Origin of the sequence: Pantoea sp. MBD-2R (genome assembly GCF_039134845.1) — a bacterium.
Classification (GTDB): Bacteria; Pseudomonadota; Gammaproteobacteria; order Enterobacterales; family Enterobacteriaceae; genus Erwinia.
On sequence record NZ_CP152417.1, the window covers coordinates 3,543,424 to 3,561,284 of the forward strand.

At 49.3% G+C, this 17,861-nt stretch carries 15 protein-coding genes and 1 pseudogene; 6 read left to right on the top strand and 10 right to left on the bottom strand.

Going from position 1 to position 17,861, the window contains the following annotated elements; translation table 11 throughout:
* Positions 1-7: 7 nt before the first annotated feature.
* The 3 genes from AAGQ96_RS16255 to AAGQ96_RS16265 form a co-directional block, all read right to left on the bottom strand.
* Positions 8-955, bottom strand: coding sequence for a DUF1837 domain-containing protein (locus AAGQ96_RS16255; protein WP_342754057.1), 948 nt, complete (start codon positions 953-955; stop codon positions 8-10).
* A gap of 344 nt (positions 956-1,299) precedes the next feature.
* Positions 1,300-1,551 carry an ogr/Delta-like zinc finger family protein gene (locus AAGQ96_RS16260; protein WP_342754058.1) on the bottom strand — a complete coding sequence of 84 codons (252 nt, stop codon included), beginning with the start codon at positions 1,549-1,551 and terminating at the stop codon, positions 1,300-1,302.
* Complete coding sequence (locus AAGQ96_RS16265) at positions 1,548-1,967, bottom strand: hypothetical protein (RefSeq protein ID WP_342754059.1); 420 nt, start codon at positions 1,965-1,967, stop codon at positions 1,548-1,550. Before AAGQ96_RS16265 ends, AAGQ96_RS16260 begins: the two co-directional genes overlap by 4 nt.
* A 199-nt stretch (positions 1,968-2,166) precedes the next feature.
* Between AAGQ96_RS16265 and AAGQ96_RS16270 the strand changes: the two are divergent.
* Positions 2,167-3,605: pseudogene (locus tag AAGQ96_RS16270) on the top strand (primase-like DNA-binding domain-containing protein); the annotation flags it as partial.
* A gap of 47 nt (positions 3,606-3,652) precedes the next feature.
* Here the strand turns inward: AAGQ96_RS16270 and AAGQ96_RS16275 are convergent.
* From AAGQ96_RS16275 to AAGQ96_RS16290, 4 genes are all read right to left on the bottom strand, one after another.
* Positions 3,653-4,813: an IS30 family transposase gene (locus AAGQ96_RS16275; RefSeq protein ID WP_342754060.1), complete on the bottom strand. Its 1,161-nt coding sequence runs from the start codon at positions 4,811-4,813 to the stop codon at positions 3,653-3,655.
* A 396-nt stretch (positions 4,814-5,209) separates the two neighbouring features.
* Positions 5,210-5,971 (bottom strand): DUF4145 domain-containing protein, encoded by a 762-nt coding sequence (locus AAGQ96_RS16280; RefSeq protein WP_342754061.1) that lies wholly within the window; start codon positions 5,969-5,971, stop codon positions 5,210-5,212.
* Positions 5,972-6,003: 32 nt separating this feature from the next.
* Positions 6,004-7,026, bottom strand: a complete 1,023-nt coding sequence (locus tag AAGQ96_RS16285) for a DUF3307 domain-containing protein (protein WP_342754062.1) — start codon at positions 7,024-7,026, stop codon at positions 6,004-6,006.
* Positions 7,027-7,683 carry a hypothetical protein gene (locus AAGQ96_RS16290; protein WP_342754063.1) on the bottom strand — a complete coding sequence of 219 codons (657 nt, stop codon included), beginning with the start codon at positions 7,681-7,683 and terminating at the stop codon, positions 7,027-7,029.
* Between the two features lie 1,171 nt (positions 7,684-8,854).
* On the opposite strand from AAGQ96_RS16290, the gene AAGQ96_RS16295 reads away from it, so the two are divergent.
* From AAGQ96_RS16295 to AAGQ96_RS16310, 4 genes are all read left to right on the top strand, one after another.
* Entirely contained in the window at positions 8,855-9,676 is an 822-nt protein-coding gene (locus AAGQ96_RS16295) for an RNase A-like domain-containing protein (protein WP_342754064.1), read from the top strand.
* A 7-nt stretch (positions 9,677-9,683) separates the two neighbouring features.
* Positions 9,684-9,977, top strand: coding sequence for a contact-dependent growth inhibition system immunity protein (locus tag AAGQ96_RS16300; RefSeq protein ID WP_342754065.1), 294 nt, complete (start codon positions 9,684-9,686; stop codon positions 9,975-9,977).
* Positions 9,978-10,354: 377 nt separating this feature from the next.
* A complete protein-coding gene (locus tag AAGQ96_RS16305; RefSeq protein WP_147199378.1) occupies positions 10,355-12,589 on the top strand; it encodes an immunoglobulin domain-containing protein in 2,235 nt (744 codons plus the stop codon).
* Positions 12,590-12,828: 239 nt separating this feature from the next.
* Positions 12,829-13,185, top strand: coding sequence for a hypothetical protein (locus AAGQ96_RS16310; RefSeq protein ID WP_147199379.1), 357 nt, complete (start codon positions 12,829-12,831; stop codon positions 13,183-13,185).
* Between the two features lie 87 nt (positions 13,186-13,272).
* Here AAGQ96_RS16310 and AAGQ96_RS16315 read toward each other — a convergent pair whose 3' ends face one another.
* A complete protein-coding gene (locus tag AAGQ96_RS16315) occupies positions 13,273-14,418 on the bottom strand; it encodes a phytanoyl-CoA dioxygenase family protein (RefSeq protein WP_342754066.1) in 1,146 nt (381 codons plus the stop codon).
* Positions 14,419-14,578: 160 nt separating this feature from the next.
* On the opposite strand from AAGQ96_RS16315, the gene AAGQ96_RS16320 reads away from it, so the two are divergent.
* Positions 14,579-15,580 carry a LacI family DNA-binding transcriptional regulator gene (locus tag AAGQ96_RS16320; RefSeq protein WP_342754067.1) on the top strand — a complete coding sequence of 334 codons (1,002 nt, stop codon included), beginning with the start codon at positions 14,579-14,581 and terminating at the stop codon, positions 15,578-15,580.
* Positions 15,581-15,612: 32 nt separating this feature from the next.
* Here the strand turns inward: AAGQ96_RS16320 and AAGQ96_RS16325 are convergent, their stop codons facing one another.
* Entirely contained in the window at positions 15,613-16,782 is a 1,170-nt protein-coding gene (locus AAGQ96_RS16325) for a Gfo/Idh/MocA family oxidoreductase (protein WP_254446266.1), read from the bottom strand.
* Positions 16,783-16,791: 9 nt separating this feature from the next.
* Positions 16,792-17,844, bottom strand: a complete 1,053-nt coding sequence (locus AAGQ96_RS16330) for a sugar phosphate isomerase/epimerase (protein ID WP_147199385.1) — start codon at positions 17,842-17,844, stop codon at positions 16,792-16,794.
* Between the last annotated feature and the right edge of the window lie 17 nt (positions 17,845-17,861).

The following is a 17,861-nucleotide window of genomic DNA, read 5'->3' on the forward strand; positions in this document are numbered from 1 at the left end:
GTCTTCCTTAATTTTCGTTATAATCTATACCGTGGATAGCTCGGTATAAAGATTTTTTGAAGTGCCCCACATCAGACATTGGGATTAAAAAGAAATCCAAAAAACAAGGTTTAACGTTTTCATATTTAGATAGCTTTTCCTCTATACTTTCCTTAATGATTAACTTCTTATCTTCAAGCCATTTTTCTAACATTTCCTCTGCATGTTTTTTACTCATTGCTTTATTTTCAATTTCTTTAATGTCTCTATCTTCAAATATCAATAAAACCGGATGAGTCTTAATACATTCTGAATTCAATGATTTACCTGGAGTGAAAGCGTCATAAATAAGCTCCATGGTTTCAAAATCAAAGTTATTGGATATATTAGTTCTTGCCATGAAAAGCTCATGACTCAACGCACCAGTTGAATAGCTTTTCGTGAATCTATCAAGAGAGTCAAACGCACTCTCTAATGCACCACTAAAGCTTTTATATATTTTAGACTCACCAATAAGCAAAGATATGTTATCTCTATAGACGCCAAAGAAAACCCCATCTCCTCCTTTGACCTGATCATTTAAATTACTTAGCGTCGTGATTTTATGAGATACCATTGGAGTATTTAAAATAGCCTCAGAAAGAATATAAAGAATCAACTCACCATACTTCCCATCCTTGACTGGATTTGTATCGCCAAAAAATTGCGAAGCTTTTCTAAATGGGACAGTGCCTTCACCTCTCATCTTTTCTAACGCCTCTTTATCAAAAACGTAGTGTTCGATTGAATCTGCTAAAGAATCAACTAAACTTTGAATTTCTTGGATTACACCACTAAAAGGAATTGTAAATAACCGAGAAATAACTTTATTTTCAGTTGAACTACCATTATGAGATAATTTTGACTCAATCCAAGAATGTTTCGAGTGTACCAGTTCAGACCAGTCAATTGCCTTTAATTTTTCGATATCGTCCATATAGTTTTGAGCCTGATAGAATAGGAAATATCCCATTTTGTATCATTTTCAATGTTTCAAAAAGCTGATCATTTCATCAGGTATTCGGGCACAACAATCTCAGCGCGCAATGCTACCCCCGCCTCGCCTGCCCGCTTTATGCATCTTTTTTTATGCAGCTGCATGAACCGGGCAAAGCCGCGCCGCGCGTGGGCTGAAGGGGTATCTGTAGCCCCGCATTCTGCATGCAAATCCATGCGCCTTATGCATGCATTGCTCTTTACAAACCGGGCTTGCCAGAAAAAGGGCGCTGAAAGGATAAAAAGCGGTCACAAAAAAGCCGCTGTTTTCAGCGGCCGTTGTGGTCAGTGGAGAGTGCGGAAGGACGAGCCGTAACGCCCCAGCGTCTGGCGTTCTTTCACCGGCTCCGGCGTGGCTGCGGGAACCGGTTCGCGCTGCGGCGGCGCGGTAATGACTTTCGTAATGCTCTCGCTGGTTTTGAACGAGCAGGAGCAGTCGAGATTGGTGCACTGGTGATAGCGCTCCTTCACCTGTTCGGACATATAGCGGCTTGATTTGGCATGCGCCGGGCTTTTGCAGTACGGACAGTGCATCATGCCTGGCTCTCCTTTTTCTGCTTTCTTTCAAGCTTTGCCTTGCGCTCGTGTACCAGCTTGTGAATGGCGGCCGGGCTGTTAAAGAGGCGCATATCCACGCCGGTCAGCGCGGGCCGGTAAATGCCAATTTCCGACAGCAGCGGCTCGGCATTCATATCCAGTCGTGCGGCTTCTGCTTTGCCTGCCAGTAGCTCGCCGGCTTCGCGGGCGAGTATCACCTCCGGTTCCACGTGCTGCGGGTCAGTGTGGCGTCCCCGGTCGTTAAGCCTCAGCGACAGCAGCTTCAGGCGGATGGCGCGTACCAGCGTCGGGCTGATATTACGCATGGCGGCCTCCCACTGCCCTTCAGCATGCTGCGTAAAGGCGGTACGGTGGGTGTTGACGTACTCGCGGCCGGTAAACGCAGCCTTCATCATCTCCCCCTCGTGCTCGAACTCCAGCTCCTCAATCAGGCCGGTGAACTCCTCAGCCAGCTCGCGGCTGGCGATGCGCTCGCTGTGCTGGGCGCGCAGCTCCGGCGTGATGGCCCCGCGCAGGTCGCGAAAACGGGTACGCCAGTTCGTTTCCTCCTCTTTCCCGTTCTCAATGGCCGCCTCACGCTCTTTTTTGCTGTGGGTGCCGCCCGTTACCGGCGACTGGAACGACGTCTTTCAGGCAGATGGTGAAATAGTTGCTCAGGCGATGCTGACCGCCTTTACCCAGCCGAAAGCGCTCAGCCCGTTTGAGTCGGTGAGCGAGGCCGACCTGAAGGCGATGAGCGCCAGCCAGAAGGCAGAGCTGCTGGCCGCGCACTACCTCAACGCGCTGGCCGTGCCGGTCGTGGGTGAAGACCTCTGCCGCTACGAGGGCGGCGCGTGGCAGGTGCTGCCGTACCGCGTGCTCAGCCGCGAGATTGCCGCGCTTTTTCAGAAGGTACGCGCGCCGTTCTCGACAACCGGTATCGGCGGCATCGTGGACACGCTCAAGCTGATGGTGCCGCAGATGGGCACACCGGCCCGGCGGCTGATTGGTTTCCGTAACGGCGTGTTTGACACCGCGACCGGCACCTTCCGCCCGCACCGTAAAGAGAACTGGCTGCGCACCATCAACAGCGTCGACTACACCACGCCCAAAGCAGGCGAGAATCTGGCGGACGATGCGCCGTACTTCTGGCAGTGGCTGACGCGGGCGGCCGGGCGTAATGAGGCGAAGCAGGAGCGTATCCTCGCGGCGTTATTTATGGTGCTGGCAAACCGCTACGACTGGCAGCTGTTCCTCGAAGTGACCGGCCCCGGCGGCAGCGGAAAAAGCGTGTTGGCGTCGATTGCCCGCCTGCTGGCAGGCGAGGACAACACCACGGCGGCCACCATCGACACGCTGGAGTCGTCCCGGTAACGCGCCAGCGTGGTCGGCTACTCCCTGATTATCCTGCCGGACCAGGAGAAGTGGAGCGGCGACGGCGTGGCGATCGACCCGAAGTACCGCGACGCATATTCAACCCATATTCCGGCCGTAATTCTGGCGGTGAACAACAACCCGATGCGCTTCAGCGCCCGCAGCGGCGGCGTGTCCCGTCGCCGGGTTATCCTGCCGTTCCCGGACGTGATACCGGCGAACGAGCGCGACCCGCAGCTGCTGGAGAAGATTGCCGGTGAGCTGGCGGTTATCGTGCGCCACCTGATGCAGCGCTTCATCCGCCCTGACGACGCCCGCGAGCTGTTACAGGCGCAGCAGTCGTCGGAGGAGGCGCTGGAAATCAAGCGCAGCGCCGACCCGCTAGTCGACTTCTGCGGCTACCTTACCCCGCTCAGCGGACCGACAGGGCTGTTTATCGGCAACGCCAATATCCGGCCCATGAACCCACGCCGCTACCTCTATCACGCCTACCTGTCCTTTATGGAGGCCAGGGGGCTCAACATCCCATGAGCCTGACGGCGTTCGGCCAGGCGGTCCCGCAGACACTGAAGGAGTACGAGATAGAGCTGCTGAAGCGCAAGACAAAGAACGGTATCCAGACCAGTCTGGAGCTGAGCGAGGACTGCGAGGCCGACTGGCTGCCGCGCTGCGATGCATAATTCATACGAAAAGACCAAACCGGCTGCGGCCGGTTTGTGCTGTGAGTTCAACTGATAGATGCAACACGTTGGTTAAAACGCTCTGCGGGTGATTCATAGTTTAGCGTTTTTCTTGGCCTCTCGTTGAGCTGCCTGGCAACACTGTCTAGTCTTTGCTGGCTGTGAACCGATAAGTCAGTTCCTTTTGGAAAATACTGCCTGAGCAATCTGTTTGTATTTTCATTGGAGCCGCGTTGCCAGGGGGATTGAGGATCGCAGAAGTAAACCTGAATATCTGTGGCTACAGTAAACCGGGTGTGGCTGGTCATTTCAGCCCCCCGGTCCCATGTTAATGTTTTATAAAGCTCAGCAGGTAATTCCCGGGCTTGTTTGATGAGTGCAGATATAACCGTTATGGTCTTGTTGTCCCTGACTTTGGCCAGCATAACAAAACGGGAATGACGTTCTACGAGGGTGACGATACAGGAGTTTTTCGAGCCCTGGATCAGGTCACCTTCCCAGTGACCGGGTATGGCTCTGTCAGCGGCTTCATGTGGTCTTTCGCTGATAGAGATCGTATCCCGGATTGACCCTAATCCTTTCCCTTTAAGCGATGATGTTCTGGATCTACGCACGACTCTTCCGCTTCTGAGGCATTGCTGCAGTTCTTTTTTTAATGCACCCCGGGTTTGTATAAAAAGCGTTTTATATATCGTTTCATGTGACACATGCGTTTCCTGATTATCCGGATAACAGCGTTTCAGCCAGCCGGTGATTTGTTCCGGCGACCAGTCCTGATGCATCTTCTCTGCGATGATTTTACACAGTGTGGGTCTTTCAATTAGCTTGCAAGGTTTTGGTCTCAGAGCATTTTCCCACGCAGCAGTATCCGCTTTTGATGCACGGTATTGATTTGCACCACCGTGCCTCTTGATCTCCCGGCTAATCGTTGAGGGGGCTCTCGATAGTTTGTTTGCGATCGCCCTGATGCTGATTTTTGCTACCAGCGCTCTGGATATTTCCTCTCTTTCATCAAGTGAAAGCGCTAACGGATGCCGCTTTCGGACAGGGGGGCGGTATCCACAAGTCTGGTGGATAGTGGGCATAATAGAAGAATGATATCTGTCGAACATTCTGGCGATATCATGCAGGGAATCACCTTGCTTATATCTGTCCCAGATAATCGCCTTCTGCTCTGGCGTGTAGTTAATCCGAGTTCTTCGTTTCATGGCAACGCCCCCCTTGATTAAGGATAGCGTTGCATCGACCCGTTGAACTCACAGCCAGAAGCGGATGTTTCCAATATATGCATGCACTAATCCGTGGAGAACAGATCTTACTGCATAGCCATGCAGCATATCGGAATCATTAGGGCCGTTTTTCAGGGTTCAAGCCGGGGAAGTCTGCCGAAAATGGCCATCCCACAGCAGGATCGCGCTGAGAAGCCCTGCGGGGGTTCAGCCAAGGAAAGTTATGTTTAAAGCTATGAAGATATTCAGTAATGTTGAAAGGGTGGTGACGGAAAATCTCTTTTTGATTTTTATAATAACTGAGGATGCATAATTTCACCGTCCCGCCAAATAAGCAAGAATGCTCTGATACAAATTAGAGAGATCCTGAAGGAATTATGATTCGTCTTTTTTCTGAGACTTGTCCTGCAAGTCAGGAAGATCAATAGTTGATGCACTAACCTTTTTAACGAATTCCTTCTTATTAGGTATTTTACCGGCTATTTTCATAATGGTTTTATCACGAAGGATTGAGCGGCGTATAAAGTCTTCTGTGATAGTTAAAAGTGATTTGAACTCGCTTTTATTCGGTGACCAGGCACGGTGTGCAGCAGCGCTTCCTGCTTCCGTAACGATAAATAATTGGCTCTTTTCAGTTTCTCCGATGAATCCGTCTTCCGCGAGTTTTTCAACTTTTTTTCCGAGAGGCAGGGTAGGCAATATATTCAGCACCTCAGATGTACGGTCAAACGCCGTTCTTAAACCAATTGAAGCCAAAATATAAGACTTATTATAATAAGCCTGATACATTTCATTAAGAATGAGGTAGAGTTGATGGTCGATATCTGCAATGTCATCAACCCATTGCGGTCGATGTTCAAGTGAACCTGGATACGTATCTAATCTGTAATTGGCTGAAACTACAGTTTCTCCTTCATCATCATAGTCATAATCCAAATCTTCGCTATGCCATGATTTTGATTGATAGAAAACAGTATCGCATCCTTTGCATTGCAGAAGGCGATATTCTGTTCCCCATTGAGCAGAATATTGCCCTCTTCCACTGCTCCACCTTCTCTCAGTCTCTCCGATAATTATGCAGTTTCTTTCGCCATTACATTCTGGACACTTAGTCCGAAAACTATCTTTATCTATCATTCACCCTCCTGATTTTTTCTTTACAAACAAAGTCATACAAACGGATTAACAAGACTATCGATAAACTTCGACAAATCGCCAGATGAAACGTAATGCTTAACCATAAGTGAAACCAAAAAGGTCATAAACAAGCTGACAAAGGTACCAAGCATAATGTACTCGGAACGATGACTATCATTATCATCCTTCAAATCATTGAATCTAAATGCTGTTTTTATTGCCATTATGGCTGCAATTGCTGTAAACTGCCCGAACATGAAAAAAGTAAATATCATCACGCGCTCTACATACCCTATCCATTGCCCCCCTTTATTTGATGTAAACGCTTCTTTAGATTCTATGCTTATATCAACATTTGGGATTTCACTTATAATAATCTCTGCACGGTCCTTGTAGTCTTTATACACTTTATTCACAACAGTAGGTGCACATGACGTGTCATTCATAAGGGCATTAAGCTTTACTTTAAGATTCTCCTCTAACATTTTAGAAATATGGCTTTTAGTTACTTTGATATGTGTTATCTTTGTTTCAGCCATTGCCATGTTCAGGAATTTTTCAACAAATAATGATACAGGCCTTATAAGGATAAGTAAGCCACACATTATTGTAATAATGCTGGCCATTCCTTTTATATACTCATTCTTAATGGGCGTGAATTTTAATAGCTCGAATTTATATATAATACCCACAATTATCAATATGGTTGATAAATGAATTACTTGATCTGCCATGAAGAGGAATAGATCCTTATTGGCGAAATTTTTCTTTGTAAGTTCTTTCAAAATATCTGTTATCAAATGGATAACTGCATAAGCCGCACCAAGACACAGTACAGGAATGACAAAGAGGCAGAAATCGCCACCCATTAAGTAAAACCATAGAAATAACCCAAAACAAAAAGATAAATAGTGTTCGCCAACATGTGTAATATGACCTAGTACGGCCTTATTCCTACCGTGTTTTCCTGATTTATTCTCAACCATAACTGTACTTTGAGTATAAAAATCAGCAATGAGATGCGCCAATATCAAAATAAGTGCAAGATAGAACATTTAAATTATTCCTGTGATGTATTTCCGGCAATTTAGTAATGACTCAATTACCCTATCCGTTCCTGAACGCTCAATAATTTTGTGTATATTCTGTCGAGTTTTTTTTGTTTTCTTAACCAGTTCAGGTGGGTTAACTTCCATAACGTCTAGGGCTTCCCTGAGAATCTCGGCTTGGGGCTTAGAGAGCATCGATATGGTGTGATCCAGCAGGTTGGTTATAGAGGAAACCGGAAGCATAAAATTTCTTTGCGTTGAATTAAACACCATTTTTTTGGATTTATGCATTGATTCAAGATTTTTTCCTGAAAGTACATATGCCTGTTCATATGCGCTTTCATTGTGTTGAGAGTATCTGTTGAGCATTTCGATTGATAATGAAAGTCTGGCATCCAGACTTTCGGACTCGTGAACATCTGTCTGAGAAATCAGATACGTTCGGATGTACGAAGCTACCTCAAGAATGGATTGAGGAGATTCCATCGTAATCTGGAAAGAGTCGCCACGGAAGAATTCGGTTTTTGAAATGCCGTACCAGTCGTGACGGGAAACTTCACTCAAGAGCGTATTCACCAACTCTCTGTACGTAATACCACGTTCTTTACCGTCACTTGAGTTAACCAAGTCGCCAGTAATAACTCCTATGTACCTGTTTTCCATAGCATATACCTTAATGCCTCAAGTATTCTTTCATTTAGCATGATAATAAATAGTTCTTGACATGATACTACCTAATCAGGAATTTTCGTCAACCAAATTAGTTGACATTGGCCTTTGTCAACCAAATCGATTGACGTTACTATAAGCTAACAGACGGTTTTACGACGATAATTTGACTTAAAAACAGGCATGGAAGGAATGGGTTCCCCCAAAACTAGTTACGTTTTGCCACAAGGTTAAATGCTAGGTCTTTCTAACCTTAGCAATAGCTCTGAGGTGATTGTCTGCAATTCGCTCAAAGTCGAATTACAACGTAGGCGGTAGGTTCCTTTCACCCAAGCAGTGAAACCGGCCATGTTCTGCAGTAGGACGAAAATCTAAACTTGCTATTATACTTTTTTACGCCTGAAGGTGAATGGTGTTCACCTTGAGTGAAGAGTGGTGAAGAGTACTCGTCTAAGTGATCACCAGATAACATTATGATTATTAAGAATAAAAATCAAGGATGAACAGGGTGAGCACTTTTTCGTAAAATCTTTTTTTTCTGAAGATAACCTGTGTATTTAGTTTTATACATTCTTGACTTATCAGCTGTCGAAAAGCCACAGACAAAACGGCATTGGTATACGCTTAGGTATACCAATCAAAGTTGAATTCACGGAAACCATTTAAAAACATACGGTTATCGAAAAAAAATTCAGATTCCGCCAGCCGCTTTTTAATTGTTTTTGCTTGCCTTTTTAAAAAATATATGGAATTTCCGATGTCAACGAACAGGAACACAGCATAATATGCCTTACTGTATTCTCTGCCATGCAAAAACCAATAAAGCACGATATAAAATCATACAAGAACGAAAATTAGAATATTATTCCTGCCGCCTTAATGCTTATTGAAAAATATCGTAAGAAAACTACCTACCTAATTCGTCACCACAAGCAACCCAATCATTATTAAAACGGCACCGATCGGGTTTATACCTAAAAGCAAGCAGTGATAAAGAGGACCTGTTAAACCAATCACTACTTAAACCGTTAAAGTTAAATCATGAGTTTAAAATATAGACAGGCTGAACACTTTAGGTAAAATCCTTATTAAGGAGTCAGCGGAGCTGAGCTCTGAAGATGGATATAATTTCTCTGTTTAGATTTAAACCACATGAGGTTTCATTATGGATGATGGCATAAAAATCGTGATGTCCCCGGTTCAACTTGCTGCGGTTATCTCCGATACAACTGTTACAGAATCTGAGACAATTACAAGCCGATTAATGGGCGGACTTGGGCTGGTCATGGGAACATTAGAACTGGCGGGAGCCACAGCGCTTTGTATTGCGCCAGAACCCACCGGACTAACCAAAGCCGCTTGCATCATAGTCGGTGCACACAGCATGGACAGCATTAATACCGCTGCCGATCAGCTACTCTCAGGTAAAAATGTGCGCAGCGCTACCTATCGTGCGGCTGCGGAGATGGCTAAGCAGTTCGGTGCTGATGATGATACGGCCTGGAAAGTAGGCCTGACCGTTGATGTCGCCGTACCCGTTGCCCTTTCACTTGGATTGGGAGCTGCAAGAGTTGCGGCCGTGCGTGTCGGACGGATTAAGTTGATTGAGCATGAATCTGTTACTGGGCTAAAACCCGGTGGGCATACGATCCTGAAGCATGTTGGTAAGTCACAGCAGGAGCTCCACGAACGAATCATCAAATCAAATGGAGTGCTGGATCTGTCTGGTTCGTTCTCATCGCTGGATATTGCCGAAACAGCCATCTCAAAAGCACTACATCATAACCGTGAATGGATAAAGGTATGGGCTGCAAGTACCCCGAGACATAATTTAACCATTACCTATGATATGGGGAAACCGGTTGGCTATGTTGTTCAGAAAGGCACCGATATTGCTTATAAAGCAACTAAAATCAGGGTTGCGCTTAAGTATCAGACTTATAACAATAAACCCTATTACATAATTACTTCCTTCCCAGATAAGTGAGATGTATATGAGCCGTGCCCCCCTTGCCCCAAATTTGGATCTATGTCTTGTAGGTACACTCAACCAGGACTTCGACTACATAACTGGCGCTGATACGATGGATGGTGCTATTGATGTGGTCGTCAATGAGGCTACACCAGATGAACGAAGCGATCTCCGGAAAGAGATTTCTGATTTTCTAAAATTATCAGAAGAAGAAATTAAAGAAGAATTCGCTATGCGGTGGAAAGAGATTTCACCTGATTATGCCAGGCGTTTCCTGATTTATTTTCTTGAGAGCATCGACAGGCACAATGAGTGACAGTTAAGCGATTTCAATGGCGGGCTTTAACACACCAGTCGAAGTTGCCCCCACGAAATCTAACGACTGTGAACAAAATTCAGATTCTGCCATCTCTTAACTGATAGCACCCAAGCCGATAAAAGCCAAAAGCCTGCCATACCTTTACTGCGCGGGCTTTTTTATATTTTCTTTTTTTTATTTCCCATCCCCAAAAATAATTAACAAAACTAACCAGTCCACATCCTCAGCCGCATCCAACAGAAGTACGCGCTCACTTCATAAACCCACTGATACGAATAGGAAAATTCTGGCATTGCCATAAGTACTGTACAGGCATACAGTAAATTCACTGTATATCCATACAGTATTTAAAATTCAAAAAAGGATAAGAAACGATGAGTGATAATACAGTTGTATCAGTAACCGAAGTGGGTTCTTTCGCTGCCCTGCGTGCCCGTAAACCCGCCAGTGAAGGCGAGCGTGTCTGGCTGACATCCTGGAATGCCCGTGCGGCTTCCGACCGCTCGAAGAACTTTGGTGAAGGCTGGTTTGTGGGCTATCTGGTGGCGGCAGCGGATGATGGCGGCTTTATTGCCAGTAACGGTGGCGCGTATCACTGGCGTCGCGATGTCGATATCGAAGCGCTGACCGTGCACGATTTTGGCGCGGTGCCGGGCGGCAGCGTTGACTGTGCCCCTGCCCTGAAGGCGATGTACGAGTTTATGAACGGCAGCTTTGCCCGTGGCTTTACCAATGAGCTGTCGCGAAAGGTTGGCGTTCGTTTTGGCGCGGGCGTTTACCTCGTTTCGCCTCTCGATCTGCGTAAGTATGGCGACAAAATTCCAGCCAATCATGCAGAGTTGCCTTACAACCCGAGCGGCTATTTCGCGGCAGGTGATTTTATTCTTCGTGGTGCGACCACCAGCTTTGGTAAACAGATTGCCACGCGCATTGTCTCCAACAAATCCAGCTCGGCTGTGCTGGCGCTGAACCATCGCTATTTCTCCATTTACGGCATCGAATGGGATGGACAGCAAACGGTGAAGCAGGACGAAACCACCAATATGCTGATCGGCGCCACGCTGGGCGTATTCAACGATACGGCCTCCAATAAACAGCCGTTTATCACCAACGAGTGCGTAGGCGGAACCTTCGCTAACGTCTCTTATTTTCGGGCGATCGACACTGGCGAAGCCGCTATTTACTATCTCGACAGCCTCGACAGTAAATTCACCCAGGTTTACTGTAGCCGCGTTGCGGGTCCGGTAATCAAAGTGGGCTGGAGCAACCGTCCGTCCGGCGCCTGGGATCACTCTACCGCGATCGAGCTTACCGAATTCAACTTCCAGTACTGCTACGCGCCTGCTATCTGGATCCCACGTCATGGTCAGGGCCTGATCCGCAACGGCTGGATCGAGCACGGCTCGGTGCCGATGGATATCAATAACGGCCAGTGGCTGATTGAGGCACTCAGTATTGAGGCTTGTACTTACGATGCCGTATTTTATAAATCGCGCGTTGTGATGTCACAATGGTCAAACCCAACCGGCGTGAATTACGACCGTACAACCACGCCCGGAACGGCCGCCTGGTACAGCTATCCGAAAAACCCGGACGGCAGTGAAATCACGGCAAAACTTTCCGCTTATGAAATGGGCATGTCCCTGTTCCAGAACTCCGGCACTTATCTGGATAATCCGCTTCGCGCGCAATGGTTAAGCGGCGTGCTGCGCGGCACTATCGACAGCAGCAAACTGTGGCTGAACATTGGCTCCTTCCAGATGCCAAGAACCGGCACCCACTGGAAGATTGAGGTTGACTGCCGCAACAGCTATGGCAGCGCTGGCGGCGGCGATCCGATGCCGGTTGTGAACGACCGCTCTGCCGGTACGCTGCATATTCATGTCGCTCGCGGTGCGGGCCTGGTGCCGACGGTGACTTACTGGATGGAAGGCACAACGGGCATCAGCGAGGTGCAATATATCGCGCAGGATTACAATAATATTCTGCCGGGTCTGTGGGTGAAACTGCCTGACACCATCGGTGAGTATGGCGTTCACGTTCGTGGAACGGGCGAAATGCGCACGGAATCAGGCAGCTGGGCGATCTTTACCCCAAGCGGCGTGACGCAGGCAGAGGCACCGAATGGCGTGGCGGCGCAGGCACGTTTGTCGATGAGCAATGGCCTGGCTGGCTTTGGCGCGCAGAGTGACGTGGCGGCGATCAGTACCCGTTCGCAGGCATCAACCACGGTTCCGGTGGAGCAGTCCAAACCGCGCCAGTGGATGCGTGTAAATGTCAACGGCGTTGAATATGCCATGCCGTACTATGCCTTTACGCCTCAGATTGCGACACAGCCCGCTGCCACGCTTTCGGTCGCGGCCGGAAGTACGCTTAGCCTGACGGTGGAAGCCAAAGATGCCGCCAGCTATCAGTGGCAGAAATCCACCAACGGCACCAGCTGGAGCAATATTTCCGGGGCGACAAAAGCGACATACAGCAAAAGCGCTGTCGCAGGCGATGCGGGACAGTATCGCTGCGTTATCAAAGGTCAGGTCGGTGCGGTAGATTCCTCCGTCACCACCAATCAGGTCATCACTTCCACTTCAGTGGTCACCGTAACCGCATGATGCGGCCAAAACCTGCTTTAAATGCCCCCTCTTTCTAACGGCCTGTATAAGACGCTCCCAAAAGGAGCGTTTATTACGTTACTGACTCTTTTACTCCTTTCAGGCTCCCTTCCTCAGCGCTTCGACACATCCTAATCCCGCTACAATCATCCATTTACGGTTTATTCTTAGAGAAACAACGATCCAACCGTGCCATTCTTAACTACACTTAAAGGCTAATAACATTTGGCGAGGATATTATGAAAAAGACCATCATGGCACTATCTGCACTTCTGCTGGCGTCTCCTGTTTTTGCCGCCACCACACATGCAACTGACGATACTGTCGCTACCGCGCATGAAGGCGCGAACACGGCGAAAGAAAAACTGCATCAAACGCAAAACCAGGGCAAAGAGCTGAAACTGAAATCTCAGCACGCTGCCGAAGGTAAAAGCGATGACCTGAGCAGCAAAGCCAGCGAAGGTACGCAAAAAACCTGGCATAAAACCAAAGAAGGGACTGAGAAAGGTTGGGATGCCACGAAAGAAGGCACCGAAAAAGGCTGGAATAAGACCAAAGAAGGCGCCAGCGATCTGAAAAAGAAAGTCACTGACTAACATTACTTTCTGCTTCCTGAACCTGCACTTTGTTAACAATCTAAGGCCGCAGCTGCGGCCTTTTCTTTTTTCTGATGCGATCCCGCTTTACGCACGTCGTTTCAACGTCTGCGCATCCAGTTCTGCCTCAAACTTTTCCACGCTCCATCCGGCATTCAAGGCCTCGGCCACCAGCTGCTGCTGGGTTTTCGGCACCATGCCGCCAACCGGCGGATCGGTATCCAGGTTAGTCGGGAAAGAGTAGCCTCGCGCCGCGACGGCGATGGCCGCATTAACCTCGCTGGCAGAAAGCTCACCGTTAAGTAAAACGGGATAAACCAGTTTGAGCAGCCGTTCGTGATTCACTTCCTCCATCGGTACGCCAAAAGCGGAGGAGATTTGCAGCAGATTCGCAGTACGTACATGGTCTTTTGTGGTGTTGTTACCGGCGGCATGAAAGAGTGCAGGATTAAAGAATAAGCCATCGCCTTTACTGAGCGGTAGCTGCACAAAGTGTTCGGCGAAATAGTTGACGAATTCCGGACGACGATAGGCGATATAGCCCAGCTCATACTGATGCGACCACGGCAGCAGCTGCGTCGGGCCGGATGCCAGCGGCATATCCGTATGCGCGATCGCGCCCTGGAGCGTCAGATATTGTGACAGGATCTGCACCGGCACAGGAAACCCGACGGCGAAAGAACTTTGCTGAAAACCGAGATGATAATCACGATGCGGCTGCTGCGCTTCTCCCCCAGGACGCACCTGATTTACCTGCGAGGTCATGCGCCATGCTGGCCCCAACCAGGCCTGACATATCAGCCCCAGCAAGGGATTGGCGTAGTAATCACGAAACACTTCCGGGCTGGCTTCCGCCATTTTTTGCAGTGCATTCCAGATACGTCCATTATTACCGGCTTTAGAAAAATGGTCGGCCTGGACCCTGGTTGTCGCCTCGCTCTGCATGATTGTTTCAAACACCTGCGAAGCGCGGTCAATGATTTCCGTGTCAGGAAAAAGATTTCTGACCACGAATACCCCAGGCCCGTAAGAAAGTGCCTGATGCAACTCATTTAGTACCGTGCGTTTATGGGTTTGTGCTGCATCTTCCAGCACGGCGCGATCGTAAATCAGTACCTCTGAAACCACTTCGCTGGCGAGTGGAAAAGCGTTTGCCTCGACGCGTTGTTGGCAAAACTCGCGAAAGTCGTCAACGGAGGCTTCTTCTTCAGTAACGAAATAGTGTGATGCCATTTTTATCACCTCGTTTTATCAGGTCTTCTGTAGGGTTGCATCTGCCCCGCCCTGCGCGTGGCGGCGGCATTGCTCAAAGCCAAATTAGCAGTTACATTTATTTAACAACACCCCAAAAAGACCTCAAAAACACCTCATGGCCGAGCAGAAAAAATTCAGTATGAAGCAGATAGCGGCACAGTCGGGCCTGAGCCTGGCTACCGTCGATCGGGCGCTTCATCAGCGTGGGAAAGTGCATCCGCAAACCCTGCACCGCATCAAGCAGGCGATGGCCGATCTTGATTTGCAGCAGAAAGCCAGCCAGGCCCGTGGCCGGACGATCTATTTTGATGTGATCATGCATACGCCGGTCCGCTTTAGCGAGTTGGTCAGAGAAGCGTTTATCAGCCAGATTTCCAGCTTTATCTCTTTTCGCATCCAGCTGCGGTTTCACTGCTATGAAAATATGACGGTAGCGGATGTCGATGCCTTGCTGAAAAAGTGCGCCGTCAGCAGTCACGGCATCATCCTTAAAGCCATTAACGCGCCGGAACTGGTGCCGACGATCGAGAACCTGATCAAGCAACGGATACCGGTGGTAACGATAGTGACCGATATCCCTGACAGCGCCAGGCTGCGCTATATCGGCATGGATAATTATACTGCCGGAAAAGCGGCGGCTTATATGATGTCCAAATGGCTGAAAACGGAGAGCGGCTGCATTGCGGCCATTACCGGCAGCGAGGAGTTTATTGGTGAACAGGAGAGGATCGGCGGATTTATCAGCGGCATTGGGCAGTTTATTCCGCACTATAAAATTGCTGTGATTTCAGGTGGATTTGGCATCGATCGCCTGATGTATGAATGCGTCAGTCAGTTTCTGCACCATGACCGCCAGATTGATGCGGTTTATACCGTCGGCGGCGGTAATTCAGGTATTCTTCAGGCGCTTGCTGAACAAAATATTAACCCCGGCGCATTTATCGGTCACGATCTGGACCGGGAAAACCGGGCGCTAATGCAGGCCGGAAAAATTGATGTGCTGATTGAACATAACCTCCAGCTGGACGCGCAGAATGCCTTTAAAACGCTACTGGCGTTTCACCGTTTTTTACCGGAAAGCGATAACCAGACGCCCTATTCCAGAATCAATATTATTACCCGTTTCAATATGTCTTTTTAAGGGGCGTCCGGCGAGGGAAGCCCCTCTGGCCGCTAGCTGTATTCCGGCTTCTTCCAAACCGTGCCCTGTTCATGGCTGTCGACCACCGCATCGACGAACGCCACGCCTTTCAGGCCGTCGTAAATTTGCGGAATATTGCGACCGGCCGCGTCAGGCTCGCGCCGTTCATCACGAGCGCGAAGCACTTCGGCAAATCCTGAATAGAGGTTGGTAAAAGCTTCAATGTAGCCTTCAGGATGGCCAGGCGGCGTGCGGGTTCGGGCGCGGGTCAGCGCATCAAGATCGTCACGACCACGCTTAACGATCTGCGTGTTCCCGCCCAGCGGCGTATAAATTAATTCGTTCGGCTGCTCCTGAGACCACATCAGGCTGCCTTTCTCGCCAAAAACGCGCAGCCGCAGCGAGTTGGCACAGCCGATTGCGACTTGAGACGACCATAACAGGCCACGCGCACCGCCCTGGTAGCGGATCATGACGTGAGCATTATCATCCAGCGCACGGCCTTCAACGAACGTCGCCAGATCCCCCATCACGCTTTCCGCTTTCAGGCCCGTCACGTAGCCCGCCAGATGATATGCATGCGTGCCAATATCGCCCACAGAACCACCCCGACCATTTTTCCTGGGATCTACTCGCCAGGCTGCCTGCTGGTTATTCTGTCGCTCAACGCCTGTCGCCATCCACTCCAGCGGATACTCCACCTGAACTGTGCGTACTTTTCCGATCAGTCCCGCCTCGACACGCTGCTTTGCTTCCTGGATCATCGGATAACCGGAGTAGGTGTAAGTGACGCCGAGAAAGCCGCCCGTACGCTCGACCACTTCCGCCAGCGCCTGAGCATCCTGCAAGGTTGTGGTCAGCGGTTTTTCACAGATAACTGCGATACCGGCTTCCAGACAGGCGCGCGCGACAGGATAGTGGGTGAAATTAGGCGTGCAAATGGCGATAACATCCACGCCATCTTCGCGCTGGGATTCTGCGGCAATCATCGACTGATAATCATCATACGAGCGATCGGCAGCAATATAGTTCTGCGCGGCAAAAGCATGACCGCGTTCAGCGTTAATATCAAACGCCCCCGCCACCAGTTCGAACTGATTGTCGAGCCGGGCCGCAAAGCGGTGAATACCGCCGATATAGGCACCTTCGCCGCCGCCCACCATTCCCAGTCTGATCCGACGTCCTTTCAACGTTTTGTTCATGATTTCCCCTTAAAGGCCTAAAATTTTTCTGTTGAGCGAGCTGTCGGCGTAAGACTTGCAGAAATCATCAAATGATTTCCCCGTTACCCGAATGATGTGGTCGCTAATAAAGTTCGCCCCTTCGCGCGCGCCGTCTTCCGGGTTTTTAAAGCAGCACTCCCATTCCAGTACCGCCCAGCCATCAAAGCCATAGCCGGTCAGTTTGGAAAAGATGCCGCCAAAATCGATCTGACCGTCGCCCGGTGAACGGAAACGCCCGGCCCGACTTGTCCAGGGCTGATAGCCTCCGTATGCCCCGGTTTTACCATCCGGCCGAAACTCCGCGTCCTTCACGTGAAACGCTTTGATCCGTTCGTGGTAATGATCGATCCAGGTCAGATAATCAATGCTCTGTAACACCAGATGGCTGGGGTCATACATCATGTTGCAGCGTGCATGATTACCTGTTTTTTCCAGGAACCGTTCAAACGTCAGGCCGTCATGAAGGTCTTCTGTTGGATGGATCTCATAGCAAACATCCACGCCCTGCTCATCAAAGGCGTTAAGAATAGGGGTCCAGCGGCGGGCGAGTTCGTCAAACCCTTCTTCAATCAACCCTTCCGGCCATTGCGGATAAGGGTAAAGATAAGGCCAGAGCAACGTGCCGGAAAACGTCACGTGCCTGTCCAGCCCAAAGCGGCGAGAGGCTTTAGCGGCCAGCAGCAGCTGTTCGGTAGCCCAGCGCTGGCGCAGCTCGGGGTTGTTATGCACCTTCGCCGGCGCAAAGCTGTCCGCAGGTAAATTAAATGCCGGATGCAGCGCCACCAACTGCCCCTGCAAATGACTGGCAAGATCGGTCAGTTCCAGTCCGTGCTTATCCAGAACGCCGAGGATTTCATCAACGTAAGTCTGACTTTCGGCCGCTTTATGCAGATCAATTAAGCGGGTATCCCAGCTGGGGATTTCAACGGCTTTAAACCCTTTCGCTGCCGCCCAACCCGCCATACCTTCAAGGGTATTAAAAGGCGCACTGTCGCCGGCGAACTGCGCCAGAAAAACAGCAGGACCTTTGATGGTTTTCATAATGACTCCTGATTAAT